17 protein-coding genes are annotated in these 24,678 nt (G+C 73.0%); 9 read left to right on the top strand and 8 right to left on the bottom strand.

What is annotated here, in order from left to right; genetic code table 11:
• Positions 1-29: 29 nt before the first annotated feature.
• From ACI790_RS13105 to ACI790_RS13095, 3 genes are all read right to left on the bottom strand, one after another.
• The gene (locus tag ACI790_RS13105) at positions 30-1,178 is read right to left on the bottom strand and encodes an ABC transporter substrate-binding protein (protein WP_456570207.1); all 1,149 of its coding nucleotides are present in this window, start codon (positions 1,176-1,178) and stop codon (positions 30-32) included.
• Positions 1,179-1,321: 143 nt separating this feature from the next.
• Positions 1,322-2,101, bottom strand: coding sequence for an enoyl-CoA hydratase/isomerase family protein (locus ACI790_RS13100; RefSeq protein ID WP_456570206.1), 780 nt, complete (start codon positions 2,099-2,101; stop codon positions 1,322-1,324).
• 43 nt (positions 2,102-2,144) lie between these two features.
• Positions 2,145-2,960: an ABC transporter ATP-binding protein gene (locus ACI790_RS13095; RefSeq protein ID WP_456570205.1), complete on the bottom strand. Its 816-nt coding sequence runs from the start codon at positions 2,958-2,960 to the stop codon at positions 2,145-2,147.
• A 62-nt stretch (positions 2,961-3,022) separates the two neighbouring features.
• Here ACI790_RS13095 and glgX point away from each other — a divergent pair, with 62 nt between their 5' ends.
• Positions 3,023-5,173 (top strand): glycogen debranching protein GlgX, encoded by a 2,151-nt coding sequence (glgX, locus tag ACI790_RS13090; protein ID WP_456570204.1) that lies wholly within the window; start codon positions 3,023-3,025, stop codon positions 5,171-5,173.
• Positions 5,174-5,303: 130 nt separating this feature from the next.
• Here glgX and ACI790_RS13085 read toward each other — a convergent pair whose 3' ends face one another.
• Complete coding sequence (locus tag ACI790_RS13085) at positions 5,304-6,269, bottom strand: FHA domain-containing protein (RefSeq protein ID WP_456570203.1); 966 nt, start codon at positions 6,267-6,269, stop codon at positions 5,304-5,306.
• Positions 6,270-6,391: 122 nt separating this feature from the next.
• Positions 6,392-8,941, bottom strand: coding sequence for an alpha-glucan family phosphorylase (glgP, locus tag ACI790_RS13080; protein WP_456570202.1), 2,550 nt, complete (start codon positions 8,939-8,941; stop codon positions 6,392-6,394).
• Positions 8,942-9,098: 157 nt separating this feature from the next.
• Here glgP and ACI790_RS13075 point away from each other — a divergent pair, with 157 nt between their 5' ends.
• The 6 genes from ACI790_RS13075 to ACI790_RS13050 all read left to right on the top strand — a co-directional run bounded on the left by ACI790_RS13075 (position 9,099) and on the right by ACI790_RS13050 (position 20,289).
• A complete protein-coding gene (locus tag ACI790_RS13075; RefSeq protein WP_456570201.1) occupies positions 9,099-11,132 on the top strand; it encodes an alpha-1,4-glucan--maltose-1-phosphate maltosyltransferase in 2,034 nt (677 codons plus the stop codon).
• Positions 11,133-11,184: 52 nt separating this feature from the next.
• A complete protein-coding gene (treS, locus tag ACI790_RS13070; protein WP_456570200.1) occupies positions 11,185-13,005 on the top strand; it encodes a maltose alpha-D-glucosyltransferase in 1,821 nt (606 codons plus the stop codon).
• Complete coding sequence (locus ACI790_RS13065; RefSeq protein ID WP_456570199.1) at positions 13,002-14,369, top strand: maltokinase N-terminal cap-like domain-containing protein; 1,368 nt, start codon at positions 13,002-13,004, stop codon at positions 14,367-14,369. The genes treS and ACI790_RS13065 overlap by 4 nt, the downstream gene beginning before the upstream one ends.
• Positions 14,370-14,421: 52 nt before the next feature.
• Positions 14,422-17,331 carry a 1,4-alpha-glucan branching protein GlgB gene (gene glgB, locus ACI790_RS13060; protein ID WP_456570198.1) on the top strand — a complete coding sequence of 970 codons (2,910 nt, stop codon included), beginning with the start codon at positions 14,422-14,424 and terminating at the stop codon, positions 17,329-17,331.
• Positions 17,332-17,466: 135 nt separating this feature from the next.
• The gene (locus tag ACI790_RS13055; protein WP_456570197.1) at positions 17,467-18,858 is read left to right on the top strand and encodes a neutral zinc metallopeptidase; all 1,392 of its coding nucleotides are present in this window, start codon (positions 17,467-17,469) and stop codon (positions 18,856-18,858) included.
• A 45-nt stretch (positions 18,859-18,903) separates the two neighbouring features.
• A complete protein-coding gene (locus tag ACI790_RS13050; RefSeq protein ID WP_456570196.1) occupies positions 18,904-20,289 on the top strand; it encodes a neutral zinc metallopeptidase in 1,386 nt (461 codons plus the stop codon).
• Positions 20,290-20,302: 13 nt separating this feature from the next.
• Here the strand turns inward: ACI790_RS13050 and ACI790_RS13045 are convergent, their stop codons facing one another.
• From ACI790_RS13045 to ACI790_RS13035, 3 genes are read right to left on the bottom strand one after another with little or no spacing between them, the layout of a single operon-like run.
• Complete coding sequence (locus ACI790_RS13045; RefSeq protein WP_456570195.1) at positions 20,303-21,265, bottom strand: tetratricopeptide repeat protein; 963 nt, start codon at positions 21,263-21,265, stop codon at positions 20,303-20,305.
• A 46-nt stretch (positions 21,266-21,311) separates the two neighbouring features.
• Positions 21,312-22,991, bottom strand: coding sequence for an acyl-CoA mutase large subunit family protein (locus tag ACI790_RS13040; RefSeq protein ID WP_456570194.1), 1,680 nt, complete (start codon positions 22,989-22,991; stop codon positions 21,312-21,314).
• A gap of 39 nt (positions 22,992-23,030) precedes the next feature.
• Positions 23,031-23,549 carry a MarR family winged helix-turn-helix transcriptional regulator gene (locus ACI790_RS13035; RefSeq protein ID WP_456570193.1) on the bottom strand — a complete coding sequence of 173 codons (519 nt, stop codon included), beginning with the start codon at positions 23,547-23,549 and terminating at the stop codon, positions 23,031-23,033.
• A gap of 183 nt (positions 23,550-23,732) precedes the next feature.
• Here ACI790_RS13035 and ACI790_RS13030 point away from each other — a divergent pair, with 183 nt between their 5' ends.
• On the top strand, positions 23,733-24,293 hold the full coding sequence (locus tag ACI790_RS13030; RefSeq protein ID WP_456570192.1) for a type IV toxin-antitoxin system AbiEi family antitoxin: 561 nt from the start codon (positions 23,733-23,735) through the stop codon (positions 24,291-24,293).
• On the top strand, positions 24,274-24,621 hold the full coding sequence (locus tag ACI790_RS13025; protein WP_456570191.1) for an endonuclease domain-containing protein: 348 nt from the start codon (positions 24,274-24,276) through the stop codon (positions 24,619-24,621). Before ACI790_RS13030 ends, ACI790_RS13025 begins: the two co-directional genes overlap by 20 nt.
• Positions 24,622-24,678: the final 57 nt, after the last annotated feature.

Genomic DNA, 24,678 nt, shown 5'->3' with positions numbered 1-24,678 from the left:
CCCGGTGGTGGCGTGCGGGGCTGCGGTACTCAGCCGGAGATCTCCGCGTTCCAGCGCTCGGCCACGACCGCCTGCGCCGCCGTCTGCTGCTCGTCGGTCGGGAACTCGACGTCACCCTCGACCTCGGGCAGCGCCGCCAGGGCCTCGGCGTCGGCGGTCCCCGCCTCTTCCATGGCCGGCAGCCGGACCGGGCGGGAGCCACCCTCCAGCCAGATGTTCTGGCCCTCGTCGCTGTAGAGGAACTCCTCCCACAGCCGCGCCGCCGCCGGGTGCGGGGCGTACGCGCTGATCGCCTGGCTGTAGTAGCTGCCGAAGACACCGTCGGAGGGGACGGCGACCTGCCACTCGACCCCCTGCTCGGCGAACTCCTCGGTGAACGAGGCGTTGAGGTAGTCCCAGTCGATCGAGATCGGGGTCTCGCCGCTCTGGATGGTCGCGGGGGTGATCTCGACCGGGTTGAAGTTGCCGGCGTCCTTGACCTGCGTGAAGAAGTCGATGCCCGGGCCGATGTCGTCCAGGCTGCCGCCGTTGGCCAGCGCGGCCGCCCACACCCCGCTGAACGCCGCCGCGGCCTGCGTCGGGTTGCCGTTCAGTGCCACCTGGCCGGCGTACATCGGGTCGAGCAGTTCGGCGAAGGTGGTCGGGCACTCGGCGACGACCGAGGCGTTGCACCCGATCGAGATGAAGCCGCCGTAGTCGTTGAACCAGTGGCCCTCGGGATCCTTCTGGTTCGCCGGGATGTCGTCCCAGGTCTGCACCTGGTACGGGGCGAGGAGGTCCTGGGCCTGGGCCTGGCGGGCGAAGGCGGTGCCGAGGTCGAGGACGTCGGGCGCACGGTCCTGGCCGCGCTGGCTGGTCACCGCGTTCAGCTCGTCCTGGCTGGAGCCGTTGGGGCTGGCGCTGTTGATGTCGATGCCGTACTTCTCGCTGAAGGTGTCGAGCATCTCGCCGTAGTTGGCCCAGTCCGGCGGCAGGGCGATGACGTTCAGCTCACCCTCGGCCTGCGCGGCCTCGATGAGCGCGTCCATCCCGCCGCCGTCCTCCACCGAGGTGGCGGTGGCCCAGTCCGAGCCGCTCCCGCCGCTCCCGCCCGGGTCGCCGTCGTCCGAGCCGCAGGCGGTCAGCGTGAGTCCCGCCGTCACGACCGCGACCGCGGTCCGCAGGGTGCTTCGTCGCACATGTCCTCCTGGTGTGGTGCCGCCCGCGCGCGGGCCCCGTTGACCCCGGTCGGACGGCCTCGCGCATTGTGGCCGACGCGACACCCCGGTGCGGGTACCGCCGCATGAAGGTCCCGTGACCTCCCGGCCACGGACCGCCCGGTTCAGCGGCCGGTGAAGGTGGCCTTGCCCGGTCCGTTCTCCAGGAACGACCGCATGCCGGTGTCCTGGTCCTCGGTGTCGAACAGCTCGGCGAACAGCCGGCTCTCCAGGGCCAGGCCCTCGTCGATGGGCAGCTCGAGGCCCTCGTCGATCGCGCGCTTGGCCGCGGCCAGCGCCAGCGGCGGGCCGGCGGCGAGCTTGCGGGCCATCGCCAGCGCCGTCCCGTACACCTCGGCGTCGGGGACGACGGCGTCGGCCAGGCCCATCTCCAGGGCCTCCTCCGCGGCCACGTGCCGGCCGGTGAAGACGAGGTCCTTGGCCTTGGCCGGCCCCACCAGGCGGGCCAGCCGCTGGGTGCCGCCGGCGCCGGGGATCACGCCCAGGAGGATCTCCGGCTGGCCGATCTTCGCGCCGGCGCCCAGCACGCGGAAGTCGGCGCACAGCGCCAGCTCGTAGCCGCCACCCAGGGCGTACCCGGTGACCGCGGCGATGACCGGCCGCGGGATGCGGGCGACGGTGCGGAAGGACTCCTGCAGCTCCTTGCCCCAGGCGGTCATGCCGGCGCCATCGAGCTGCGACATCGCCTTGATGTCGGCTCCGGCGGCGAACACCCGCTCCCCGCCGTAGATGACCACGGCGCGCACGTCGTCGCGGCTGCCGGCCTCCGTGGCCGCGGCGCGCACCTCCATGTGCAGCTGCTCGTCGATCGCGTTCATCTTCGGCCGGTCGAGCCGGATGGTGCCGACGCCGTCCTCGACCTGCAGGCTCACGAACTCAGGCATGGCCGCACCCTAGCCGGTGGACGGCGGTGGACGCGGTCCTCGGTCAGGCGGCCCGGCGGGCGGTGAACCGGCCGTCGGTGCGGCTCAGCGACAGCGCCAGGCCGAAGGTGTCGGACAGGTGCGCCGCGGTCAGCACGTCGTCGGCGGCCCCGGCGGCCACCACGTCCCCGTCGCGCAGCAGCAGCGCGTGGGTGTAGCCGGGCGGGATCTCCTCCACGTGGTGCGTGACCAGCACCTGGGCCGGCGCGTAGTGGTACCTCGCGAGGTCCGACAGCCGGGCGACGAGGTCCTCCCGGCCGCCCAGGTCCAGGCCGGCGCCGGGCTCGTCGAGCAGCAGCAGCTCCGGATCGGGCATGAGGGCGCGCGCGATCTGGGCCCGCTTGCGCTCGCCCTCGCTCAGCGTGCCGAACGGCCGGTGCGCGAACTGGGCGACGCCCCACTGCTCCATGAGCATCCCGGCCCGGGTGAGGTCGTGGACGTCGTAGCGCTCCCGCCAGCGGCCGACGACGGCGTAGCCGGCCGACACCACGATGTCGCCGGTGCGCTCCGACGGTGAGATCCGCTGGGACAGGGACGCGCTGGTCAGGCCGATGCGGGGCCGCAGCTCGAAGACGTCGACCGCGCCGAGGGTCTCCCCCAGCAGCCGCACCTCCCCGCGGGTCGGGTGCATCTGGGCCGCGGCGAGCTGCATCAGCGTCGTCTTCCCCGCCCCGTTCGGGCCGAGCACCACCCACCGGTGGTCGGCCTCGACGGTCCAGTCGACACCGCGGAGCAGGTGGTTCTGCCCCCGGACGACGTCGACGCCGGTCATGCGGACGACCGCCCCCTCGGGGGCGTCAGGGTTCGACACGTCCCCCATCCAACCAACCTTCCCCGCCGCCGGTGCGCCCGCTCCGGCTCCGGAGTTGGCACGATCACCCGGTGACCGTCTCCCCCGCCGCCGGATCCCCGGTCCCGGGCGTGCTCCCCGGGACGCCCGCTCCCCTGGGGGCGGCCTGGGACGGTCGCGGGACGAACTTCGCGCTGTGGTCGGCCGGGGCCGCCGCGGTCGACCTGTGCCTGTTCGACCCCGACGGAGCGGAGCACCGGTACCGGCTCGAGGAGACCACCCACCAGGTCTGGCACGGTCGGCTGCCCGGGATCGGGCCCGGGCAGCGCTACGGCTACCGGGTGCACGGCGGCTACGACCCGTTCTCCGGGCACCGCTACAACCCGGCGAAGCTGCTGCTGGACCCCTACGCGCGGGCCGTCGACGGCGAGCTGCGCCTGGACGGCGCGCTGTTCGGCCACCCGGCCGACGCCCCGGACTCGGCCGTCCCCGACGAGCGGGACTCCGCGCCCTTCGTGCCGCGCGGCGTCGTCGTCCACGACCCGTTCCCCTGGGACGGCGACCGGCCGCTGCGGCGCTCGTGGTCGGACACCGTCGTCTACGAGGTGCACGTCAAGGGCGCCACCGCCCGGCACCCCGGCGTCCCGGCGCACCTGCGCGGCACCTACGCCGGCCTGGCGCACCCGGCCTTCGTCGAGCACCTGCTCGCGCTGGGGGTCACCGCGGTGGAGCTGCTGCCCGTGCACCACTTCGTCAGCGAGCCGCACCTCCTGCGCCGCGGACTGACCAACTACTGGGGCTACAACACCCTCGGCTACTTCGCCCCGCACGCCGCCTACAGCGCCTCCGGCAGCGGCGGTGGCCAGGTCACCGAGTTCAAGACGATGGTCCGGGAGCTGCACGCCGCGGGCATCGAGGTGATCCTCGACGTCGTCTACAACCACACCGCCGAGGGCGACCACACGGGGCCCACGCTCTCCTTCAAGGGCATCGACAACCCCGGCTACTACCGCCTCGACGGGGAGAACCCCGGCCGCTACACCGACTACACCGGCTGCGGGAACACCCTGGACGTGCGCCGGCCGGCGGTCCTCGGACTGCTCATGGACTCGCTGCGCTACTGGGTCACCGAGATGCACGTCGACGGCTTCCGGTTCGACCTCGCCTCGGCGCTGGCCCGTTCGATGCACGACGTCGACCGGCTGTCCGCGTTCTTCGACGTCGTGCACCAGGACCCGGTGGTCAGCCAGGTGAAGCTGATCGCCGAGCCGTGGGACATCGGCCCGGGCGGGTACCAGGTGGGCAACTTCCCGCCGCCGTGGACGGAGTGGAACGGGAAGTACCGCGACACCGTGCGCGACGTCTGGGCCGGGTCGCACGTCGGCGTCCGCGACCTCGCCTACCGGCTGACCGGCTCCTCGGACCTGTACCGCTCCGACGGCCGCCGGCCGTTCGCCAGCATCAACTTCGTCACCGCCCACGACGGCTTCACCCTCCGCGACCTGGTCGGCTACGAGCACAAGCGCAACGAGGCCAACGGCGAGGACAACCGGGACGGCGAGAGCCACAACCGGAACTGGAACTGCGGCGTCGAGGGCCCCACCGACGACGCGGGCGTCCTGGAGCTGCGCGCCCGCCAGGCCCGCAACCTGCTGACGACGCTGCTGCTGTCCACCGGGGTGCCGATGCTCACCGCCGGCGACGAGCTGGGCCGCACCCAGCAGGGCAACAACAACGCCTACTGCCAGGACAACGAGCTCTCCTGGCTGGACTGGGGCTCGGTCGACGAGGACCTGCTCGCCTTCGTCACCCGACTGGTGCGGGTGCGGCGCGGGGCGCCCGTGCTGCGCCAGGAGGCGTTCTTCGAGGGCCACGAGCTGCCGGGCACCGGCGGCACCCGCGACCTCGCCTGGTTCGCCCCGGGCGGTGGCCAGCTCACCACCGCCGACTGGTTCGACACCGGGCTGCAGACGGTCGGCATGTACCTCGACGGGCGGGGCATCCGGCACCGCGACGAGCACGGCCACCCGATGGTCGACGACTCCTACCTGGTGCAGCTGCACGCCGGCCCGGACCCGGTGACGGTCACGCTGCCCGGGCCGCCGTGGGCCGACGGCTACGAGCTGGTGCTCTCCACCGAGTACGCCCGCGGCACCCCGCCCGAACCGACCTTCATGGCACCCGGCCCGCTCGAGGTGCCCGGCCGCTGCGTGTGGCTGCTGCGCGTCGAACGCCGGCCCTGAGACCGCCGAGTGCGCAGTTGCGGTCGGCGACACGCGGCGACACTCCGGCCACAGCGCCACCGACTGCGCACTCGACGCAGAGAGCCCCGGTCCTCGCGGGACCGGGGCTCTCGGGCGTGGCAGGAGGCGCCTACTCCTCGGGCTGCTCGAAGGTGATGACCGTCCAGCCGAGCAGGAGGCGGTCGCCGTCGGAGAGCGGGTGGGCCACACCCGGCTCGAGCTGGGTCCACTCGGTGGCCTCGGGGCCGGCGACGTGGGTGCCGTTGAGCGAGCCGAGGTCGACCAGCGAGACCTCGCGACCGGAACGGGTGAGCGCGGCGTGCGCCGAGGAGAGCACGTTCTGGGTGTCCGCGATCGGCACCGCGCGCGCCGAGCCGCTGGCCACCATCTCGTGGTTGTCGGGGCGCCGGCCGAGCACGAGGTCCTCGTCGATCGTGACGACCATGCCGTCGTCGAACCGCAGGATCGGCGCGGCGTCGGACGGGTCGGGCCGCCAGAACGCCGTCTGCTCGCCGGACTCCGGGCGCGCGGCCTCGGCGGACGAGGACCCGCGGCCGGCGCTGAAGCCGCCCGAGTCGGGCCCCGAGAACGACGACGCGGGGGCTGCCTCGGTCGCCGGGGCGGACGCGGCGGCCGGTGCGGCGCCGGCCAGGTGCAGCGTGGCGCCCCCAGCGGGCACGGTGCCCTCGACCAGGTCGTAGCTCACGCCCGGCGGGGTGCCCGGGGCGGACTGGCCGGGGCCCACGTACAGCGCCTGCCCCAGCGAGAAGCCGGCGGCGAGGTTGCCGCCGTCGACCGACGAGCCGGAGACGGGGACGCCGTCGACGGCCGGCTGGCCCTTGCCCGCCCACAGCGCGACACCGGTGCCGGTGTCGGAGGTGAGGACGAGCGCGAACGAGGCGCTCCCGGAGGCGAGCGAGCTCACCTGACCGGCGACGGCGGCCAGGACTCGGTCGGCGCCGGGACCCGACACGCCCAGGCAGGCGTGGAGGGCCGAGACCAGGGCGGGCGAGCCGGGAGCGTCGACCCACAGCAGGCCGCCGCCGCGGCGGGCGACGACGGCATCTCCGGGGAGGACTTCACAGCGGTCGGGCATGGCGTCCAGCCTAGTGATGCGCAGCCGGTCTGGCTGGGCGCGGGCACCCGCCACGCCGGGACATCGCGGCGTCGCACGGGGTCACTGGTGCCGGCGTGGTCCGAGTGTCCGCTGGGTTCCGGTCAGGCCGTGCTCACCACGCCGAGCTCCGCCGGGTCGGCCAGGTACTCGGAGTGCGGCAGGACGCGCACGGTGTAACCCAAGGCGCCCGTCCGCTCCAGGGGCACGGTGGCGGTGAACCAGTGCCGCGAGCCGTCGGTGTGCTCGTGGCTCATCGGCACCGTCGTCACCTCGTGCAGCCCGTCGGCGTCGTCCACCCGGCCGTAGGCCGCCTGCACCTCGACGTCGGCCGGCGTCAGCCCCGGCAGCTCGACCTCGGCGCGCAGCGCCAGGCTCGACCCGATCTCCGGGGTGTCCCCCGCACCGGTCGCCTCGACGTGGGCCACCCGCACGTCGTGCCAGTGGGACAGCACCTGCGACCGCCACGAGGCCTCGGTGCGCGCCGGGGCGTAGCCGTCCGTGGCCATGCTGCGGGCGGACCCGGCGGCCGGGACGTACAGGGCCCGGACGTAGTCGCGCACCATCCGGGTGGCCAGCACTTTCGGGCCGGTCTCGCGCAGCGTGTGCCGCACCATCTCCACCCACCGCCCGGGGAGCCCGTCACGGTCGGTCTCGTAGAAGCGCGGCAGCACCTGGGTCTCGAGCAGCTCGTAGATCGCCCGGGCCTCGACCTCGTCGCGGCGGTCGGGATCGGCCACGCCGTCGGCCGTGGGGATGGCCCAGCCGTTCTGGCCGTCGAACCACTCGTCCCACCAGCCGTCGCGGATCGACAGGTTCAGCCCGCCGTTCAGCGCCGCCTTCATGCCCGACGTGCCACAGGCCTCCAGCGGGCGCAGCGGGTTGTTCAGCCAGACGTCGCACCCCCAGTACAGGTAGCGCGCCATGCCGATGTCGTAGCCGGGCAGGAAGGCGATCCGGTGCCGGATCTCCGGGTCATCGGCGAACTCCACCATCTGCTGGATCAGCCTCTTGCCGCCGTCGTCGGCCGGGTGGCTCTTGCCTGCGATGACCAGCTGGAGCGGCCGCTCGGGGTCCAGCAGCAGGGCCTTGAGCCGCTCGGGGTCGCGCAGCATGAGGGTGAGCCGCTTGTACGAGGGCACCCGCCGGGCGAAGCCGATGGTCAGCACGTCGGGGTCGAAGACGCTGTCGGTCCAGCCGACCTCGGCCTCGGTGGCCCCGCGGGACAGCGCGGTCTCCCGGACCCGCCGGCGCACCTCGTCGACGAGGCGGGCCCGCAGCGCGCGCCGGGTGCTCCACAGCTCGGCGGCGGGGATGCGGTCGACCCCGTCGAAGTGGACCTCGCCCTCGACGTCGACCGTGTCGCCCTGGCTCGAGGTCTGGGTGCCCATCTCGATCAGCTCGCGGGCGGTCCAGGTGGGGGCGTGCACCCCGTTGGTGATCGAGCCGATCGGCACGTCGCGCTCGTCGAAGCCCGGCCACAGGTCGTTGAACATCCCGCGGCTCACCTGCCCGTGCAACTGGCTGACGCCGTTGGCGCGCTGGCCGAGCCGCAGCCCCATGTGGGCCATGTTGAACTTCGCCTGGTCGTCCTCGGCCCCGAGCGGCAGCAGCTGGTCCAGCGGCACGCCGAAGCCGGCGAAGTAGCGCTCGATGAGGGCCTTCGGGAACCGGTCGATGCCCGCCGGCACGGGGGTGTGCGTGGTGAACACGGTGCCCGCGCGGACGGCCTGCAGTGCCTCGGCGAAGCCCAGGCCGTGCGCCTCGGTCAGCTCGCGGATGCGCTCGACCCCCTGGAAGCCGGCGTGGCCCTCGTTGGCGTGGAACACCTCCGGCTGCGGGGTGCCGGTCAGCGAGCAGTACGCGCGCAGCGCCCGGACCCCGCCGATGCCCAGGAGCATCTCCTGGCGGAGGCGGTGGTCCTCGTCCCCGCCGTAGAGCCGGTCGGTGACCAGGCGCTCGGCGGGTGCGTTCTCCTCGATGTCGCTGTCGAGGAGCAGCAGCGAGACCCGGCCGACCTGGGCGCGCCAGACGTGCGCGTGCAGGGTGCGCCCCTCGGGCAGCGGCACGGTGATGACGACGGCGGAGCCGTCGGCCTGGCGCAGCAGCTTGATCGGCAGGCCGTGCGGGTCCAGCGAGGGGTAGTGCTCCAGCTGCCAGCCGTCGGCCGACAGGCCCTGGCTGAAGTAGCCGGCCCGGTAGAGCAGCCCCACGCCGATCAGCGGGACGCCGAGGTCGGACGCGGCCTTGAGGTGGTCACCGGCCAGGATGCCGAGCCCGCCGGAGTACTGCGGCAGCACCTCGCTGATGCCGAACTCGGCCGAGAAGTAGGCGATCGTCGCGGGCGCCTCGTCCCCGAGCGACTGGTACCAGCGCGGGGTGGAGAGGTACTCCTGCAGGTCGTCGACGGCGTCGGTCAGCCGGCGCACGAACCGGCGGTCCTTCGCCAGTGCGGCCAGCCGCTCCGCGGACACCTCGCCCAGCGCACGCACCGGGTCACCGCCGCAGCGCTGCCACAGCTCGGGGTCGAGGGTCTCGAACAGGTCCCGGGTCTCCGCGTGCCACGACCAGCGGAGGTTCATCACCAGCTGGGACAGGGGCAGGAGCGGCTCGGGCAGAGCCGCACGGACGGTGAACCGACGGAGAGCGCGCACCGGTCGAGACTAACCAGACCCGGCCGCCCCGTCAGGGTCTGCGCGAGCACCTCTGCGCGCCCGGTCCCGCGCCGCCCGACCGCCCGGACGGGTGAGGCGGGAGGGGTGGACGGGCGCCGAGATGCTGGTGGGGCGGCGCCTCGATAGCGTGGACGGGATGAATGGCCGCGCTGACCTCCGCCTCGGCATCACCGATGTCGCCCCTGTCGTGTCCTGCGGGTCCTTCTCGGCCCGCGCCGTCGTCGGCGAGCACCTGCCGATCACCGCCACCGTCTTCCGCGAGGGCCACGACGCCGTCGCTGCGAACGTGGTGTGGACCCCGCCCGAGGGGGACGACGCGACCGCCCCCTTCATCCGCATGGCGAAGCTCCCCCCGGAGCCCGACCGCTGGATCGCCGGGGTCGTGCCCGACCGCGAGGGCCGGTGGACCTTCCGCGTCGAGGCGTGGAGCGACCCGCTGTCCACGTGGAAGCACGCCGTCGAGGTCAAGGTCGAGGCCGGCCAGGGGCCCGACGAGCTCGCCAACGACCTGGAGGAGGGCGCGCGGCTGCTCGACCGCGTCGCCGCCGGGGCCGACGCCGAGTGGCGCGACCGCGTCGCCGCCGCCGCCGCTTCGCTGCGCGACACCTCGCAGGAGCTGACGGTCCGCATCGCCCCCGCGCTCGCGGCGGGGCTGCAGCGGTACCTGCACGAGCACCCGGTGCGCGAGCTGGTCACCCGCTCCCCCGAGTACGAGGTGTGGGTGGACCGCACGGAGGCCCTCTACGGCTCCTGGTACGAGTTCTTCCCCCGGTCGGAGGGGCCGGTGGTGGGCGGCGTACCCACGCACGGCACCTTCACCACCGCCGCCGACCGGCTGCCGGCGATCGCCGACATGGGCTTCGACGTCGTCTACCTGCCGCCGATCCACCCGATCGGCCGGGTCAACCGCAAGGGCCCGAACTCGAGCCAGTTCCCCGGCGGCAACCCGCACGACATCGGCCCGGACGACGTCGGTTCCCCGTGGGCCATCGGCAGTGCCGAGGGCGGGCACGACGCCGTGCACCCGCAGCTGGGCACGATGGAGGACTTCGAGGCCTTCGTGGCCCGCACCCGCGAGCTCGGCATGGAGGTCGCGCTGGACCTCGCGCTGCAGGCCGCGCCCGACCACCCCTGGGTCGCCGAGCACCCGGAGTGGTTCACCACCAAGCCCGACGGCACGATCGCCTACGCCGAGAACCCGCCGAAGAAGTACCAGGACATCTACCCGGTCAACTTCGACAACGACCCCGAGGGCATCTACGCCGAGGTGCTGCGGGTCGTGCGGGTGTGGATGGACGCCGGCGTGCGGATCTTCCGCGTCGACAACCCGCACACCAAGCCGCTGAACTTCTGGCACTGGCTGATCTGGGAGGTCAAGAAGACCGATCCGGACGTGCTGTTCCTCGCCGAGGCCTTCACCCGGCCGGCGATGATGCACCAGCTGGCCCGGATCGGGTTCACCCAGTCCTACACGTACTTCACCTGGCGCACCGAGCGGCAGGAGCTGGAGGAGTACGGCCAGGAGCTGGCCGCCAACAGCCACTACATGCGGCCGAACTTCTTCGTGAACACCCCGGACATCCTGCACGAGTCGCTGCAGTTCGGCGGCCCGCCGATGTTCAAGATCCGTGCCGTGCTCGCCTCGATGATGAGCCCCACCTGGGGCGTGTACTCCGGCTTCGAGCTCTTCGAGCACGTGGCCGTGAAGCCGGGCAGCGAGGAGTACCTCGACAGCGAGAAGTACTCGCTGCGCCCGCGCGACTGGGCCGCGGCCGAGGCCTCGGGCCGGAGCCTGGCGCCCTACCTCCGCCGCCTCAACGAGGTGCGGCGGGCGCACCCCGCCCTGCAGCAGCTGCGCACGCTGCGGTTCCACCAGGTCGACAACCCCAACCTGCTCTGCTTCTCCAAGACCGACCCCGGCTCGGACGACGCCGTCCTCGTGGTCGTCAACCTGTCCAGCCGGGACACCCAGATCGGGACGACGGCGCTGGACCTGCCGGCTCTCGGCCTGGACTGGCACGAGCGCTTCGCGGTCACCGACGAGCTCACCGGCGCCCGGTACGACTGGGGCCAGTTCAACTACGTGGAGCTCGACCCCCACCGGGAGCCGGCGCACGTCTTCGCGGTCACCTTCCCGCGGTCCGTGCAGTTCCCCCCGCCGGTCGCCTGACCGGCCTTCCCCCGACCGCACCCTCCGATCCCCGAACGAGGCATTGGCGTCGATGAGCGTTCCCGTCCCCGAGTCCCGCAGCAGCAACCACTCCCCGCTCCCGCCACCGGGCACCGACCCCGAGTGGTACAAGCGCGCGGTGTTCTACGAGGTCCTGGTCCGGGGCTTCGCCGACAGCAACGCCGACGGCGTGGGCGACCTGCGCGGCATGATCGACAAGCTGGACTACCTCCAGTGGCTCGGCGTCGACTGCCTGTGGCTGCCGCCGTTCTTCGCCTCGCCGCTGCGCGACGGCGGCTACGACGTCAGCGACTACACCGCGGTCCTGCCCGAGTTCGGTGACATCCAGGACTTCCACGAGTTCCTCGACGCCGCCCACGCCCGCGGCATGCGGGTGATCATCGACTTCGTCATGAACCACACCTCGGACCAGCACCCCTGGTTCCAGGCCAGCCGCAGCGACCCCGAGGGCCCGTACGGCGACTTCTACGTGTGGGCCGATGACGACACCGGCTACGCCGACGCGCGGATCATCTTCGTCGACACGGAGAGCTCCAACTGGACGTTCGACCCGGTGCGCAAGCAGTACTTCTGGCACCGGTTCTTCTCCCACCAGCCCGACCTGAACTTCGAGAACCCGAAGGTGCAGGAGGCGATCATCGACGCCCTGCGCTTCTGGCTCGACCTCGGCATCGACGGCTTCCGGCTCGATGCCGTGCCCTACCTCTTCGAGGAGGAGGGCACCAACTGCGAGAACCTGCCGCGCACCCACGAGTTCCTCAAGCACGTGCGCAAGGTGGTCGACGCCGACTACCCCGACACCGTGCTGCTGTGCGAGGCCAACCAGTGGCCGGCCGACGTCGTCGAGTACTTCGGCGAGAACGGCGACGAGTGCCAGATGGCGTTCCACTTCCCGGTCATGCCGCGCCTTTTCATGGCGGTGCGCCGGGAGCAGCGCTTCCCGATCTCGGAGATCATGGCGCAGACGCCGGACATCCCCGACAACTGCCAGTGGGGCGTCTTCCTCCGCAACCACGACGAGCTGACGCTCGAGATGGTCACCGACGAGGAGCGCGACTACATGTGGGGCGAGTACGCCAAGGACCCCCGCATGAAGGCCAACATCGGCATCCGCCGCCGGCTGGCCCCGCTGCTGGACAACGACGTCAACACCCTCGAGCTGTTCAACGCCCTGCTGCTGTCGCTGCCCGGATCGCCCGTCCTCTACTACGGCGACGAGATCGGCATGGGCGACAACATCTGGCTCGGTGACCGCGACGGCGTCCGCACGCCGATGCAGTGGACGCCGGACCGCAACGGCGGCTTCTCCACCGCCGACCCCCAGCGGATGTACCTGCCGCTGAACGCCGACCCCGTCTACGGCTACCAGGTCACCAACGTGGAGTCGCAGCTGCGCAACACCAACTCGCTGCTGCAGTGGGTCCGCCGGATGATCCAGGTCCGCGGCCAGCACCCCACGTTCGGGCTGGGCAGCTACGCCGAGATCGGGTCGCGCAACCCCACGGTGCTGTCGTTCGTCCGCGAGTTCGGCGACGACGTCGTGCTGTGCGTGAACAACCTGTCCCGGTTCCCGCAGCCGGTGGAGCTGGACCTGCGCCGGTTCGAGGGCTACACGCCGGTCGAGCTCACCGGCCGGGTGGAGTTCCCGCAGATCGGCGTCCTGCCGTACATGCTGACCCTGGCCGGGCACGGCTTCTACTGGTTCGAGCTGTCCAAGCCCACCGAGCCGGCCCCCGACGAGCACGAGGACTGGGCCAGCGCCACGTCCAGCTCGGTCGCCGACTCCCTGCTGGCCGCGGGCGTGGTCAGCGCCACCGACGAGCCGTCCGACGACTCCGGAGATTCCCGATGAACGCACTGACCGACCTGTTCCGCGAGTGGATCCCGCAGCAGCGGTGGTTCGGCGGCAAGGGCCGCGAGTGGGCCGACGTCACCGAGGACGGGTTCTTCCTCGACCGCGGCAACCCGGTGCTCTCCGTGCACCGGGTGCGCATCGAGTACGCCGACGGCGGGCGCGACACCTACCTGGTGCCGCTCTCCTGGCGCGACCAGCAGTCCGAGGGGCTCGAGTCGGCCTACATCGGCGCGGTCGCCAACGAGGGGCAGGAGACCTATGCCTACGACGCGATGCGCGACCGCGAGTCCACCGCGCCGTGGCTGATCCACCTGGCCAACGGCTCGTCGGTCGGCCCGATGCACTTCTTCCCCGCCGGCGAAGGTGACATCCCCGAGGGGCTGCCCGGCGACATCGTCTCCACCGAGCAGAGCAACACCTCGCTCGTCTACGGCCAGGAGGCGATCTTCAAGCTGTTCCGGCGGCTGGAGCCGGGCCTCAACCCCGACGTCGAGATCCACGGCGCCCTGCGCCGGACGGACAACGAGCACATCGCCCCGCTGCTGGGGCACGTCGAGATCGACGACCCGGCGGGCGGCGAGCCGGCCACGGTCGCGATGCTGCAGACGTTCGTGCCGAACGCCAGCGACGGCTGGCGGCTGGCCACGGCCAGCGTCCGGGACCTCTACGCCGAGGGCGACCTGCACGCCGACGAGGTCGGTGGCGACTTCGCCGCCGACAGCGAGCGGCTGGGCGCCGCCACGGCGTCCGTGCACGCCGACATGGCGAAGGTGCTGCCCACCGAGGACGCGGCGGCCGAGTGGTTCACCACCGTCGCCCGGCAGATGTCCGAGCGGCTGGATGCGGCGATCGAGGTCGTGCCGCAGCTGGCGGAGCACGCCGACGCCCTCCGCGAGGTGTACGCCGCCGTCGCCCGCAGCGACGAGCCGGTCGTCCGCCAGCGGGTGCACGGCGACCTCCACCTCGGCCAGGTCCTGCGCACCGCGACCGGCTGGATCATCCTCGACTTCGAGGGCGAGCCCGCCCGCCCGCTGGCCTCCCGTCGGGAGCTGGACAGCCCGCTGCGCGACGTGGCCGGGATGCTGCGCAGCTTCGACTACGCCGCCCGGCACCTGCTCGTGGAGCAGCCGGAGGACACCCAGCGCGAGTACCGCGCCCAGGAGTGGGCGGCACGCAACCGGGACGCCTTCTGCGCCGGGTACTCCTCGGCCAGCGGGCTCGACCCGTGCGGCGAGTCACCACTCCTTCGGGCGTTCGAGGCGGACAAGGCCGTTTACGAATGCGTCTACGAGGCGAGGAACCGTCCGCACTGGCTGATGATCCCGCTCCAGTCGATCGCCCGGCTCGCCGGTCGCGACTGAGCTATCGAACCGACGGACCAGAGCACCGAGAACGGACGAGGACGGCGAGACGATGACGACCGACGACCGAGGCGAGAGCCCCGTGGCCGACAAGGACGATCTGCAGCGCGCCGTGGAGGAGAAGGTGGCCGAGGCCGAGGCCAACGGCGCCGGCCCGGTGGTCAACGCCGAGCCGCCGAAGAAGGCGCCCCGGCGCACCGCCGCCAAGAAGGCGCCCGCGGACGCGGGCACCACCGCGGCGGAGACGCCCCCCGCGAAGAAGGCGGCGGCCAAGAAGGCGGCCCCGGCGAAGAAGGCCCCGGCGAAGAAGGCGGCGGCCGCGGACACCAAGGCGACCGCGGCGAAGCGGTCGGCGGCGAAGAAGGTCGCGGCCGCACCCACCGCCACCGAGGCCACCCCGGAGCCCGGCGGCGACGACACCGAGACCACCGCCAACCCGGTGGTGGCGCCGGCGCCGATCGCCGAGCCCGGCTCCCCGTCCGGCGCGCCCGCCGGGCAGCCGGAAGCCCCTGACCCCGATCCGGCGACGCCGCCCACGCCGCAGGCGCCCGAGAACGCGACCGCCTCAGACGGGTCGGCCTCTACCGGGTCCACCTCCGACGGGTCGGCCGAGCCGGCGGCCCCGCAGCCCCCGGCCGGCGACGTCCCCGCACCGGTTCCTGCGTCCGGCGCGGCCACCGGCCTCTCCGGCGGCACCACCGCCGGGGCGGCCGAGGACGCGAAGATCCAGACGTTCACCGAGGAGGACCTGCGGGCGATCGTCGAGGGCTGGTCCCGCGATCCGCACCGCGTCCTCGGCGCACACCGCACCGCCGACGGCTGGGCGGTGCGCACGCTGCGCCCGGACGCCGTCGCGGTCGCCGTCCTGGACGAGGACGGCAGCCGGTACGACGCCACCCAGCTGCACGGCGGGGGGATCTACGAGGCGATCCTCCCCCGGCAGCCGGGCGACTACCGCATCGAGGTCGTCTTCGACGACGGCCAGGGCGGCACCACCACGCACACCGTCGACGACCCCTTCCGCTGGCTGCCCACGCTGGGCCCGCTCGACGAGCACCTCATCCGCGAGGGCCGCCACGAGCGCCTCTGGGAGGTGCTCGGCGCGCACGTCCGCCGCTACGAGACGGTGCGCGGCACCGTGGAGGGCGTCTCCTTCGCCGTGTGGGCCCCGAGCGCCCGCGGCGTCAAGGTGACCGGCGACTTCGACTACTGGGAGGCGCGCGCCTACCCGATGCGGCTGCTCGGCTCCTCCGGCGTCTGGGAGATCTTCATCCCCGGCGCCCAAGTCGGCACCCGCTACCGGTTCCACGTCCTCGGCGCAGACGGCACGTGGCGCGAGAAGTCCGACCCGCTGGCGTTCGCCACCGAGGTGCCGCCGCTGAACGCCTCCGTGGTCACCGAGTCCACCTACGAGTGGCAGGACGACGCCTGGCTGGCCAGCCGCGCCGAGGCCGGCTGGCACCAGCGGCCGATGAGCGTCTACGAGGTGCACGCCGGTTCCTGGCGCGAGGGGCTGTCCTACCGCCAGCTCGCCGACGAGCTGGTCGACTACGTCGTCTCCGCCGGCTTCACCCACATCGAGTTCATGCCGCTGGCCGAGCACCCCTTCGGCGGCTCCTGGGGCTACCAGGTCACCTCCTACTACGCGCCGACGTCCCGCTTCGGCAGCCCCGACGACCTGCGCTACCTGATCGACCGTGCCCACCAGGCCGGCATCGGCGTCATCGTCGACTGGGTGCCCGCGCACTTCCCCAAGGACGAGTGGGCGCTTGCCCGCTTCGACGGCACGCCGCTCTACGAGCACGGCGACCCGCGGCGCGGCGAGCAGCTGGACTGGGGCACCCTGGTCTTCGACTTCGGCCGGTCCGAGGTCCGCAACTTCCTGGTCGCCAACGCGCTGTTCTGGGCCAAGGAGTTCCACGTCGACGGCATCCGCGTCGACGCCGTGGCCTCGATGCTCTACCTGGACTACTCCCGCACCGAGTGGCTGCCGAACAAGTACGGCGGCCGGGAGAACCTGGAGGCGGTGGCCTTCCTGCAGGAGTTCAACGCCACCATCTACCGCGAGGTCCCCGGCGTCGTCACGATCGCCGAGGAGTCCACCGCCTGGCCGGGGGTCACCCGGCCGACGCACCTGGGCGGCCTGGGCTTCGGCTTCAAGTGGAACATGGGCTGGATGCACGACTCGCTGGCCTACGTCGAGCGGGAGCCGGTCTACCGCAGCTACCACCACGGTCAGCTCACGTTCTCGATGCACTACGCCTACAGCGAGAACTACGTCCTCCCCATCAGCCACGACGAGGTCGTGTACGGCAAGGGCTCGATGCTGCGGAAGATGCCGGGAGACCGGTGGCAGCAGCTGGCCAACCTGCGCGCCTACCTGGCCTACATGTGGGCCCACCCCGGCAAGCAGCTGCTGTTCATGGGCTCGGAGTTCGCCCAGGACGCCGAGTGGGCCGAGAGCCGCTCGCTGGACTGGTGGCACCTCGACGACCCGGCGCACCGCGGCGTGCTCCAGCTGGTGAGCGACCTCAACGGCCGCTACAAGGAGCTCGACGCCCTCTGGTCCCTCGACGTGGACCCCGCGGGCTTCCAGTGGATCGACGCCAACGACGCGTCGGGGAACGTGCTGTCGTTCCTGCGCTACGGGGCGGCGCCGCAGGCAGCGCTCGCCGACGACACCGGCGCGGACGACGTCCTCGAGCCGGCGCCGGCCCAGGGGTCCGCGCTGGCCTGCGTGGTGAACTTCGCCGGCTCCCCGCACCACGAGTACCGGATCGGCCTGCCCCGGCCCGGGCAGTGGCGGGAGGTGCTCAACTCCGACGCCGAGGGCTACGGCGGGTCGGGGGTCGGCAACTACGGCGGCGTGGAGGCCGTGGCCCAGCCGTGGCACGGCCAGCCCTACTCGGCCACCATCGCCGCCCCGCCGCTGGGCACCGTCTGGTTCCTGCACGAGGGCTGATCGTCGGTCTGCCCCACCCGGTCGCGCCGCTCCGGCGCGGCCGGGTGGCGGCCTGCCTCCCGGCGCACCAGGCATGCTGTGCGCCGCACGTCCCCCCGGGCGGGCGCCCGCCGGGCACGTGGAGGGGACCGCCGGATGAGACAGCTGCTGCACCGGCTGGCCCCCGTGGTCGTCGCCGGGCTGGTGCTCACCGGTTGCGCTCCCGACACCGTCCGCGGCCAGGCCGCCCCCGGGGCGGGCGCGCCGGTCGACGTCCCCGCCGGCGACTTCCCCATCACCGGCGTCAGCGAGGAGCCCATCGACCAGCTCGCCCGCAACGCGCTGGCCGACCTGGAGTCGTTCTGGACGCAGGCCTACCCCGAGCACTTCGGCGAGCAGTACACCCCGCTCGCCGGCGGCTACTTCGCGGTCGACTCCCGCGACCTCGACGAGAGCGCCTACCCGGAGACCGGCATCGGCTGCGCCGGGTCGTACACCGCGCCCGAGGACGTTGCCGGCAACGCGTTCTACGACCCGGCCTGCGACGTCATCGCCTACGACCGCTCGCTGCTGCAGGAGCTCGCCGACGACTACGGCCGCTTCCTCGTGCCCGTGGTGCTGGCGCACGAGTTCGGGCACGCCCTGCAGGGCCGCTTCGGGTTCGCCGAGTCCGGCCGCAGCATCCAGGACGAGACCCAGGCCGACTGCCTCGCCGGGGCGTGGACGCGCTGGGTCGCCGACGGCGGGTCCCGCCACGTCTCCCTGCGCCGGCCCGAGCTCGACGACGTCATCCGCGGGTTCCTGCTCCTGCGTGACGACGTCGGCAGCGACCCTGACGACGTCGAGGCGCACGGTTCGTTCTTCGACCGGGTCTCGGCCTTCTACGACGGCTTCGGCTCCGGCCCGGGCACCTGCCGCGACGCCTTCGGCGCGGACCGGTTGTTCACCGCCGCGGAGTTCCTGCCCACCGACCTCGACCAGGGCAACGCGGAGTTCGACGACATCGTCGGCTGGGTAGGGACGACGCTGCCCGCCTTCTACGGGGACGTGTTCCCCACCGCGTTCGGCGGCGGGTTCCAGCCACCGGAGGTCGACGGGTTCCAGGGGGACGCCCCGGACTGCCCGGGCCTCGCGGGCCGGGACCTCGGCTACTGCCGGGACGACCGCACCGTCTACATCGACGAGGGCGACCTCGCCGTGCCGGCCTACGACGAGATTGGTGACTTCGCCCTGGCCACCGCCATGGCGCTGCCCTACGCCCTGGCGGTGCGCGACCAGGCCGGGCTGTCGGTCGACGACGGTGCCGCGACGCGGTCGGCGGTCTGCCTCACCGGCTGGTACGAGGCCCAGTGGTACGACGACGCCTTCGGCGAGCTGCTCGAGGCCGAGATCAGCCCCGGCGACCTCGACGAGGCCGTGCAGTTCCTGCTCCAGTACGGCGTCGACGACCGGGTCTTCCCCGACGTCGACACGTCCGGCTTCGAGCTGGTGGGCGCCTTCCGGAGCGGGTTCCTGCACGGCGGCGAGGCCTGCGAGCTCCTCGGCTGATCCGCCCGGCGTTTGCGCCGGGGCCCCGGAGCCGATGCAGGAGGCATGGAACTCCGGCGCCGGACGCGCGCGCTCGCCGTCTGCGTGGCCCTGCTGCTCACCGGCGTCCTGTCCGGCTGCGCCGTCGTGGTGCTGGACCCGCCGCGCTCGTCACGGCCGGCCCCCGGGGCGACCCCGGGCGGCGACTCCCCCGTCGTCGGCGCCACCGCGGAGGAGGTCGACGTGCTCGCCGCCGATGCGCTCGGCGACCTCGAGGTCTTCTGGGCCGGCGAGTTCCCGGCGGTGTTCGGCACCGGCTTCCAGCCGCTGCAGGGCGGCTACTTCAGCGTCGACCCCGGCAACCTCGACCCGCGGCAGTACCCGGACGGGGTCGGCTGCGGCGCCGATCCGCGGGAGGTGGAGAACAACGCCTTCTACTGCCAGGCCGCGCAGGGGCCGAACTCCGACTCGATCACCTACGACCGCGCCTTCCTCGCCGAGCTCGCGTCCGGGTACGGCCGCTTCCTGCCCGCGCTGGTGATGGCGCACGAGTTCGGGCACGCGGTCCAGGGCCGGGTCGGCGCCCCCTCCGCATCGATCGCGATCGAGACGCAGGCCGACTGCCTCGCCGGGGCGTGGACCGCCTGGGTCGCCGCCGGGAACGCCGAGCGCTCGGAGCTGGAGGAGGCCGACCTCGACGACCTGCTGCGCGGCTACTTCCTGCTCCGGGACCCGGTGGGCACGAGCACCGCCGAGCAATCCGCGCACGGCTCCTACTTCGACCGCGTCTCGGCCTTCCAGGAGGGCTTCGACGACGGGCCGACGGCGTGCCGCGACCGGTTCGGGCCGCAGCGGGTGTTCACCCAGGGCCCGTTCACGTCCGACGACGACTTCCGGCGGCAGGGCAACCTGCCGTACGAGGCGCTGGTCTCCGTCGTCGACGGGGCGCTGCCCGCGTTCTGGGACCGGGCCTTCGCCGACGTCTTCGGCGCGCAGTTCGACCCGCCGCCGATCGAGCCCTTCTCCGGCCGGGCCCCCGGCTGCGCCCCCGCCGACCGCGACCTCGTGTACTGCGCGGAGGGCAACGTCGTCGGCTACGACGAGGGACTCACCACCGAGGCGTACGCCCTGGGCGACTTCGCGGTGGCGACGGCGATCGCCGTCCCCTACGCCCTGGGCGCGCGGGACCAGCTCGGGCTGGACCCGGCCGACCCGGGTGCCATCCGCTCGGCGATCTGCCTGGCCGGCTGGTTCAGCGCGGCGGTGTACGCCGGGCAGGTGCCCGACGTCGACGTCTCACCCGGCGACCTGGACGAGAGCGTGCTGTTCCTGCTCGAGTACGGCGTCCAGGAGGAGGTCCTGGGCGCCGCCGGGCTGTCCGGCTTCCAGCTGGTCGACGTCTTCCGCGGCGGCTTCGTGGAGGGGGCGACCGCCTGCGACGTCGGGGTCTAGGCCGGCCCGCGGCTCAGAAGAGCGCGGCGGTGAGCTGGCGGCGCGCCTGGTTCACCCGCGGGTCCTGGTCGCCGACCACGGCGAACAGCTCCACCAGGTGCTTGCGGGCCGCGTCCCGGTCCTCGCCCGCGGTACGCCGGACCACGTCGAGCAGCCGGTCGAAGGCCGCCTCGATGTTGCCGGTGCCGAGCAGGAAGTCCGCGGCGCGGGTCTGCGCGGCGACGTCGTCGGGTGCGGCGTCGGCGGCGGCCAGCGCGTCGGGCCCGGCCTCCTCGGCCCGCCGGAAGAGCTGCACCTGGCGCAGCGCCAGCGACGCGTCCGGGTGCTCGGGCTCCTCGGCGAGGATCGCCTGGTAGGCAGCCTCGGCGGCGGCCAGGTCACCGCGCTCCAGCGCCGCCTCGGCGGCGTCCAGGCGCGGGTCCTCCACCTCCGCCGGCGCCTCCGCACCCGGCACCGCCCCGCCGGTGGTGGCCTGCACCAGCTCGGTGACGAACTGGCGCGCCTGCTCCTCGGGGATCGCACCGGTGAACTCGGCCACCAGCTGCCCCTGCCAGACCGCCTTGACGGCCGGGATGCCCTGCACCCGCAGCCCCTGGGCCAGCGCCGGGTTGGCCTCCACGTCGACCTTGGCCAGCACCCAGGAGCCGCCGCCCTCGACGGCGAGCGCCTCGAGCACCGGGGAGAGCTGCTTGCACGGCCCGCACCACTCGGCCCACAGGTCGAGCACCACGGGCACCTGGAACGACCGGTCGAGAACCTCGGCCTGGAAGGTCGCCTCGGTGACGTCGACGACGGCGCCCCCCGGAGCACCGGCCGGTGCGGCGGCGTTCGGCGGCGGGGCCGCCTGCGCCCGCGCGGCCGCCTCGGACCGGGCCTTCACGGCGGCGAGGTCGACCGCACCGGCCATCGTGGCCGCCATCTGGGCCTGCTGGGCCTGGGTGCGCGGGTCGGGGCGTCCGGGACGGGTCGGCTGCATGGGGTCCATGATCCCACCGCCCGCCGAGGACGTGCGCCGGGCCCGCTCAGAACCGGGCCGGCTCGGTGTAGCCCCCCCACTCGGTGCGCAGCGCGTCGCAGATCTCGCCCAGGGTCGCCTCGGCCCGGACCGCGTCGAGCATGGCGGGCACCATGTTCTGCTCCGTCCGGCTCACCTCGACCATCCGCGCGACGGCGGCACGGGCGGCGGCGTCGTCCCGTGCCGCCCGTCGAGCGCTGAGCTCGGCCTTCTGGTCGATCTCCACCTGGTGGCTGACCCGGAGGATGTCCAGCTTGTCGTGGGCGTCCACCGACCCGGTCAGCGTGTTCACCCCGACGACCTTCTTGTCGCCCTTCTCCAGCGCCCGCTGGTAGACGAACGCCGCCTCGGCGATCTCGCCGGTGAACCAGCCGTCCTCGATGCCGCGCAGGATGCCCGCCGTCATGGTGCCGTCGGAGCTCATGTCCTTGATGCGGGCGAAGATCTCCTCCGCCTGCCGCTCCATCTCGTCGGTGAGCGCCTCGACGTACCAGGAGCCGCCCAGCGGGTCGGCCACGTTCAGGACGCCGGTCTCCTCGGCGATGACCTGCTGGGTGCGCAGCGCGATCTGGGCCGCCTTGGCGCTGGGCAGGGCCAGCACCTCGTCCAGGGCGTTGGTGTGCAGCGACTGGGTGCCGCCGAGGATCGCGGCGAGCGCCTCGATCGCCGTCCGGGTGATGTTGTTGTCCGGCTGCTGCGCGGTGAGGCTGACCCCGGCGGTCTGGGTGTGGAACCGCAGCTGCTGGGCCTTCTCCGTCTGCGCACCGTAGACGTCCCGCAGCCACCGGGCCCAGATCCGGCGGGCCGCGCGGAATTTGGCGATCTCCTCGAAGAAGTCCAGGTGGGAGTCGAAGAAGAAGGACAGCCCCGGGGCGAACTGCTCGATGTCGAGCCCGCGGGAGAGCCCCAGCTCCACGTAGGCGAAGCCGTCGGCCAGCGTGTAGGCCAGCTCCTGCGCGGCGGTCGAGCCGGCCTCCCGGATGTGGTAGCCCGAGACGCTGATCGGCTTGTAGGCCGGGATGTTCTCGGCGCAGTACTCCATCAGGTCGCCGATCAGGCGCAGGTGCGGCTCGGGCGGGAAGAGCCACTCCTTCTGCGCGATGTACTCCTTGAAGATGTCGGTCTGCAGCGTGCCGTTGAGCGCCCCCAGGTCGGCGCCCTGGCGCTCGGCCGCGACCAGGTACATGCAGAACACCGGGACGGCGGGGCCGCTGATCGTCATCGACGTCGTGGTGGCCTCGAGGTCGATCTCGTCGAAGAGCACGTCCATGTCCGCGGCGGTGTCGATCGCGACCCCGCAGTGCCCGACCTCGCCGAGGGCGCGGGGGTCGTCGGAGTCACGCCCCATGAGGGTGGGCATGTCGAACGCGACGCTCAGCCCGCCGCCGCCCTCGGCCAGGATCATCTTGTAGCGCTCGTTGGTCTGCTTCGCGTTGCCGAAGCCGGCGAACTGGCGGATCGTCCACGCCCGGCCGCGGTAGCCGGTGGCGTGCAGGCCGCGGGTGAACGGGAACTCGCCGGGATAGCCGATCCGCTCGAAGTTCTCGACGGCGCTCTCGTCGGCCGGGCCGTAGACCGGGTCGACCTCCACGCCGGAGAGGGTGGTGAAGTCGGCGTCCCGCACCCGCCCCGCCGCGAGCGCCTTGTCGTACCGCTGCTGCCAGCGCTGCCGCGCGTCCTGGGTCATGACCAGATGTTAGGACGTCCAACTATCCTGTGTCGACCGTCACCCGGCATCTGTCCCGGCGACGTCACCGGCGCCCAGCCGGACCTTCCGCAGCGTCCCGAACAGCTCCTCACGCTCGGGCTCCGAGAGCTCGGCCAGCCCGAAGTCCAGCGCCGTGAGCGCCGTCGTCGCCTCCTCCACCACCGCGCGCCCGCGGTCGGTGATCGCCGCCAGCACCCCGCGGCCGTCGGCCGGGTTCGGCCGCCGCGTCACGCACTCCGCGGCCACCAGCCGGTCGATGGCGTTGGTGACGCTGGTCGGGTGCACCATGAGCCGGCTGCCGATGACCTTCAGCGGCAGCTCGCCGCTGCGGCTGAAGGTGAGCAGCACGAGAACCTCGTAGCGGGCGAAGGTCAGGCCGTGTGGCTTGAGCACCTCGTCGAAGCGGGCGAGCAGGATCTGCTGCACCCGGAAGACCGACGTCGCCGCGCGCATGGCCGACGCCGGGCCGAAGCGCTGCTCCCACGTCTCCCCCGCCCGCTCGATCGGGTCGAAGGGCAGCCCCAGCGGTCGGACCATGCGCCGAACGCTACCGGGACGCCACCGCCAGCCCGCCTCGTCGCCGATATGCGTACGGACGCCGTTATCGGATGGCCATACCCGCGTCGATGCGCATATCGGCGCAGGAGGGCCGCCCGGGGCGGGGGCTCGGGCCTGTGGACGACTGCCCGTCGCCCCCGCCGGACGCGACAGAGTTCCCGGGTGACCAGAACGCCCGACCGGCCGGTGCAGCTGCGCGGCCGGATATTCCGCGGCTCGCACCAGGTGGCACGGGGTCGACTGACCCGGGCGCAGCTGCGGAGCGCGGCGTGGCGGCGACTCTTCCCCGACGTGTACGCCTGCGCCTCGCTACCGGTGACCCATCGCCGCCGGGCTCTCGCCGTCGCGGGGCTGCTGCTCCCGGGCGCCGTGCTGAGCGGCCGCAGCGCGGCGGTGCTGTGGGGAGTCGATCTCGCCGAACCCGACCAACCGGTCGAATGCACGCTGGCCGCCGACCGGCGGGCGGGCGCGGTGCGCGGGGTGCAGGTCACCCGACGACGCCTGCCGCCCGAGGACGTCGTCCGGCGAGGTGGCGTCCTCGTCACGACCCCGCTGCGGACGGCGCTGGACCTGGCCCGCATCGAGCCACCGGACGAGGCCGTGGTCTGCCTTGACCAGTTCCTGCGCTCGGGCCTGGTCACGCTCCCCGGAAGTGCGCAGGGCGGCGGCTGCGACCACCGGCCCGGGATGCCGTGGGATCCGCTTGGCGGCCTCCCGGGCTGACGGGCTCGCCCAGTCGCCCCAGGAGACCCGCCTGCGACTCCTGCTGGACCGGTCGAAGCTGCCGCGGCCCGTCGCCCAGTACGAGGTGCGCGACGCCGGTGGCTTCGTCGCCTTCGTCGATTTCGGCTGGCCGGAGCACAGGGTCGCCCTCGAGTACGACGGCGTCTGGCACGGCGCACCTCAGCAGGTGGGCAAGGACCGGCGCCGGTTGAACCGGCTGACCGCGGCCGGGTGGACGGTCGTCTTCGTGACCGCCGCGGACCTCCGTGACCCCGTCGCACTGGTCGCCCGCATCGCGGCGGCGCTGCGCGCGCCGCGATACGCATGACTGCGGTTCTCCGTGCTCGACAACCGCATCGGTGCGCATATCGGCGGCATGGCGAGT

It is taken from the genome of Blastococcus sp. SYSU DS0539, assembly GCF_054050855.1.
The sequence above is the reverse complement of the archived record's forward strand: the minus strand, read 5'-3'. Positions and strand labels throughout refer to the sequence as shown.

What these genes read in the sequence shown, in the direction of transcription:
- ACI790_RS13100 (WP_456570206.1), bottom strand. Translation starts at nt 2,101, where the DNA reads ATGCCTGAGTTCGTGAGCCTGCAGGTCGAGGACGGCGTCGGCACCATC.
- ACI790_RS13035 (WP_456570193.1), bottom strand. Translation starts at nt 23,549, where the DNA reads ATGGTCCGACCGCTGGGGCTGCCCTTCGACCCGATCGAGCGGGCGGGG.
- treS (WP_456570200.1), top strand. Translation starts at nt 11,185, where the DNA reads ATGAGCGTTCCCGTCCCCGAGTCCCGCAGCAGCAACCACTCCCCGCTC.
- ACI790_RS13045 (WP_456570195.1), bottom strand. Translation starts at nt 21,265, where the DNA reads ATGCAGCCGACCCGTCCCGGACGCCCCGACCCGCGCACCCAGGCCCAG.
- ACI790_RS13075 (WP_456570201.1), top strand. Translation starts at nt 9,099, where the DNA reads ATGAATGGCCGCGCTGACCTCCGCCTCGGCATCACCGATGTCGCCCCT.
- ACI790_RS13050 (WP_456570196.1), top strand. Translation starts at nt 18,904, where the DNA reads ATGGAACTCCGGCGCCGGACGCGCGCGCTCGCCGTCTGCGTGGCCCTG.
- ACI790_RS13040 (WP_456570194.1), bottom strand. Translation starts at nt 22,991, where the DNA reads ATGACCCAGGACGCGCGGCAGCGCTGGCAGCAGCGGTACGACAAGGCG.
- ACI790_RS13055 (WP_456570197.1), top strand. Translation starts at nt 17,467, where the DNA reads ATGAGACAGCTGCTGCACCGGCTGGCCCCCGTGGTCGTCGCCGGGCTG.
- ACI790_RS13085 (WP_456570203.1), bottom strand. Translation starts at nt 6,269, where the DNA reads ATGCCCGACCGCTGTGAAGTCCTCCCCGGAGATGCCGTCGTCGCCCGC.
- ACI790_RS13095 (WP_456570205.1), bottom strand. Translation starts at nt 2,960, where the DNA reads ATGGGGGACGTGTCGAACCCTGACGCCCCCGAGGGGGCGGTCGTCCGC.
- glgB (WP_456570198.1), top strand. Translation starts at nt 14,422, where the DNA reads ATGACGACCGACGACCGAGGCGAGAGCCCCGTGGCCGACAAGGACGAT.
- ACI790_RS13065 (WP_456570199.1), top strand. Translation starts at nt 13,002, where the DNA reads ATGAACGCACTGACCGACCTGTTCCGCGAGTGGATCCCGCAGCAGCGG.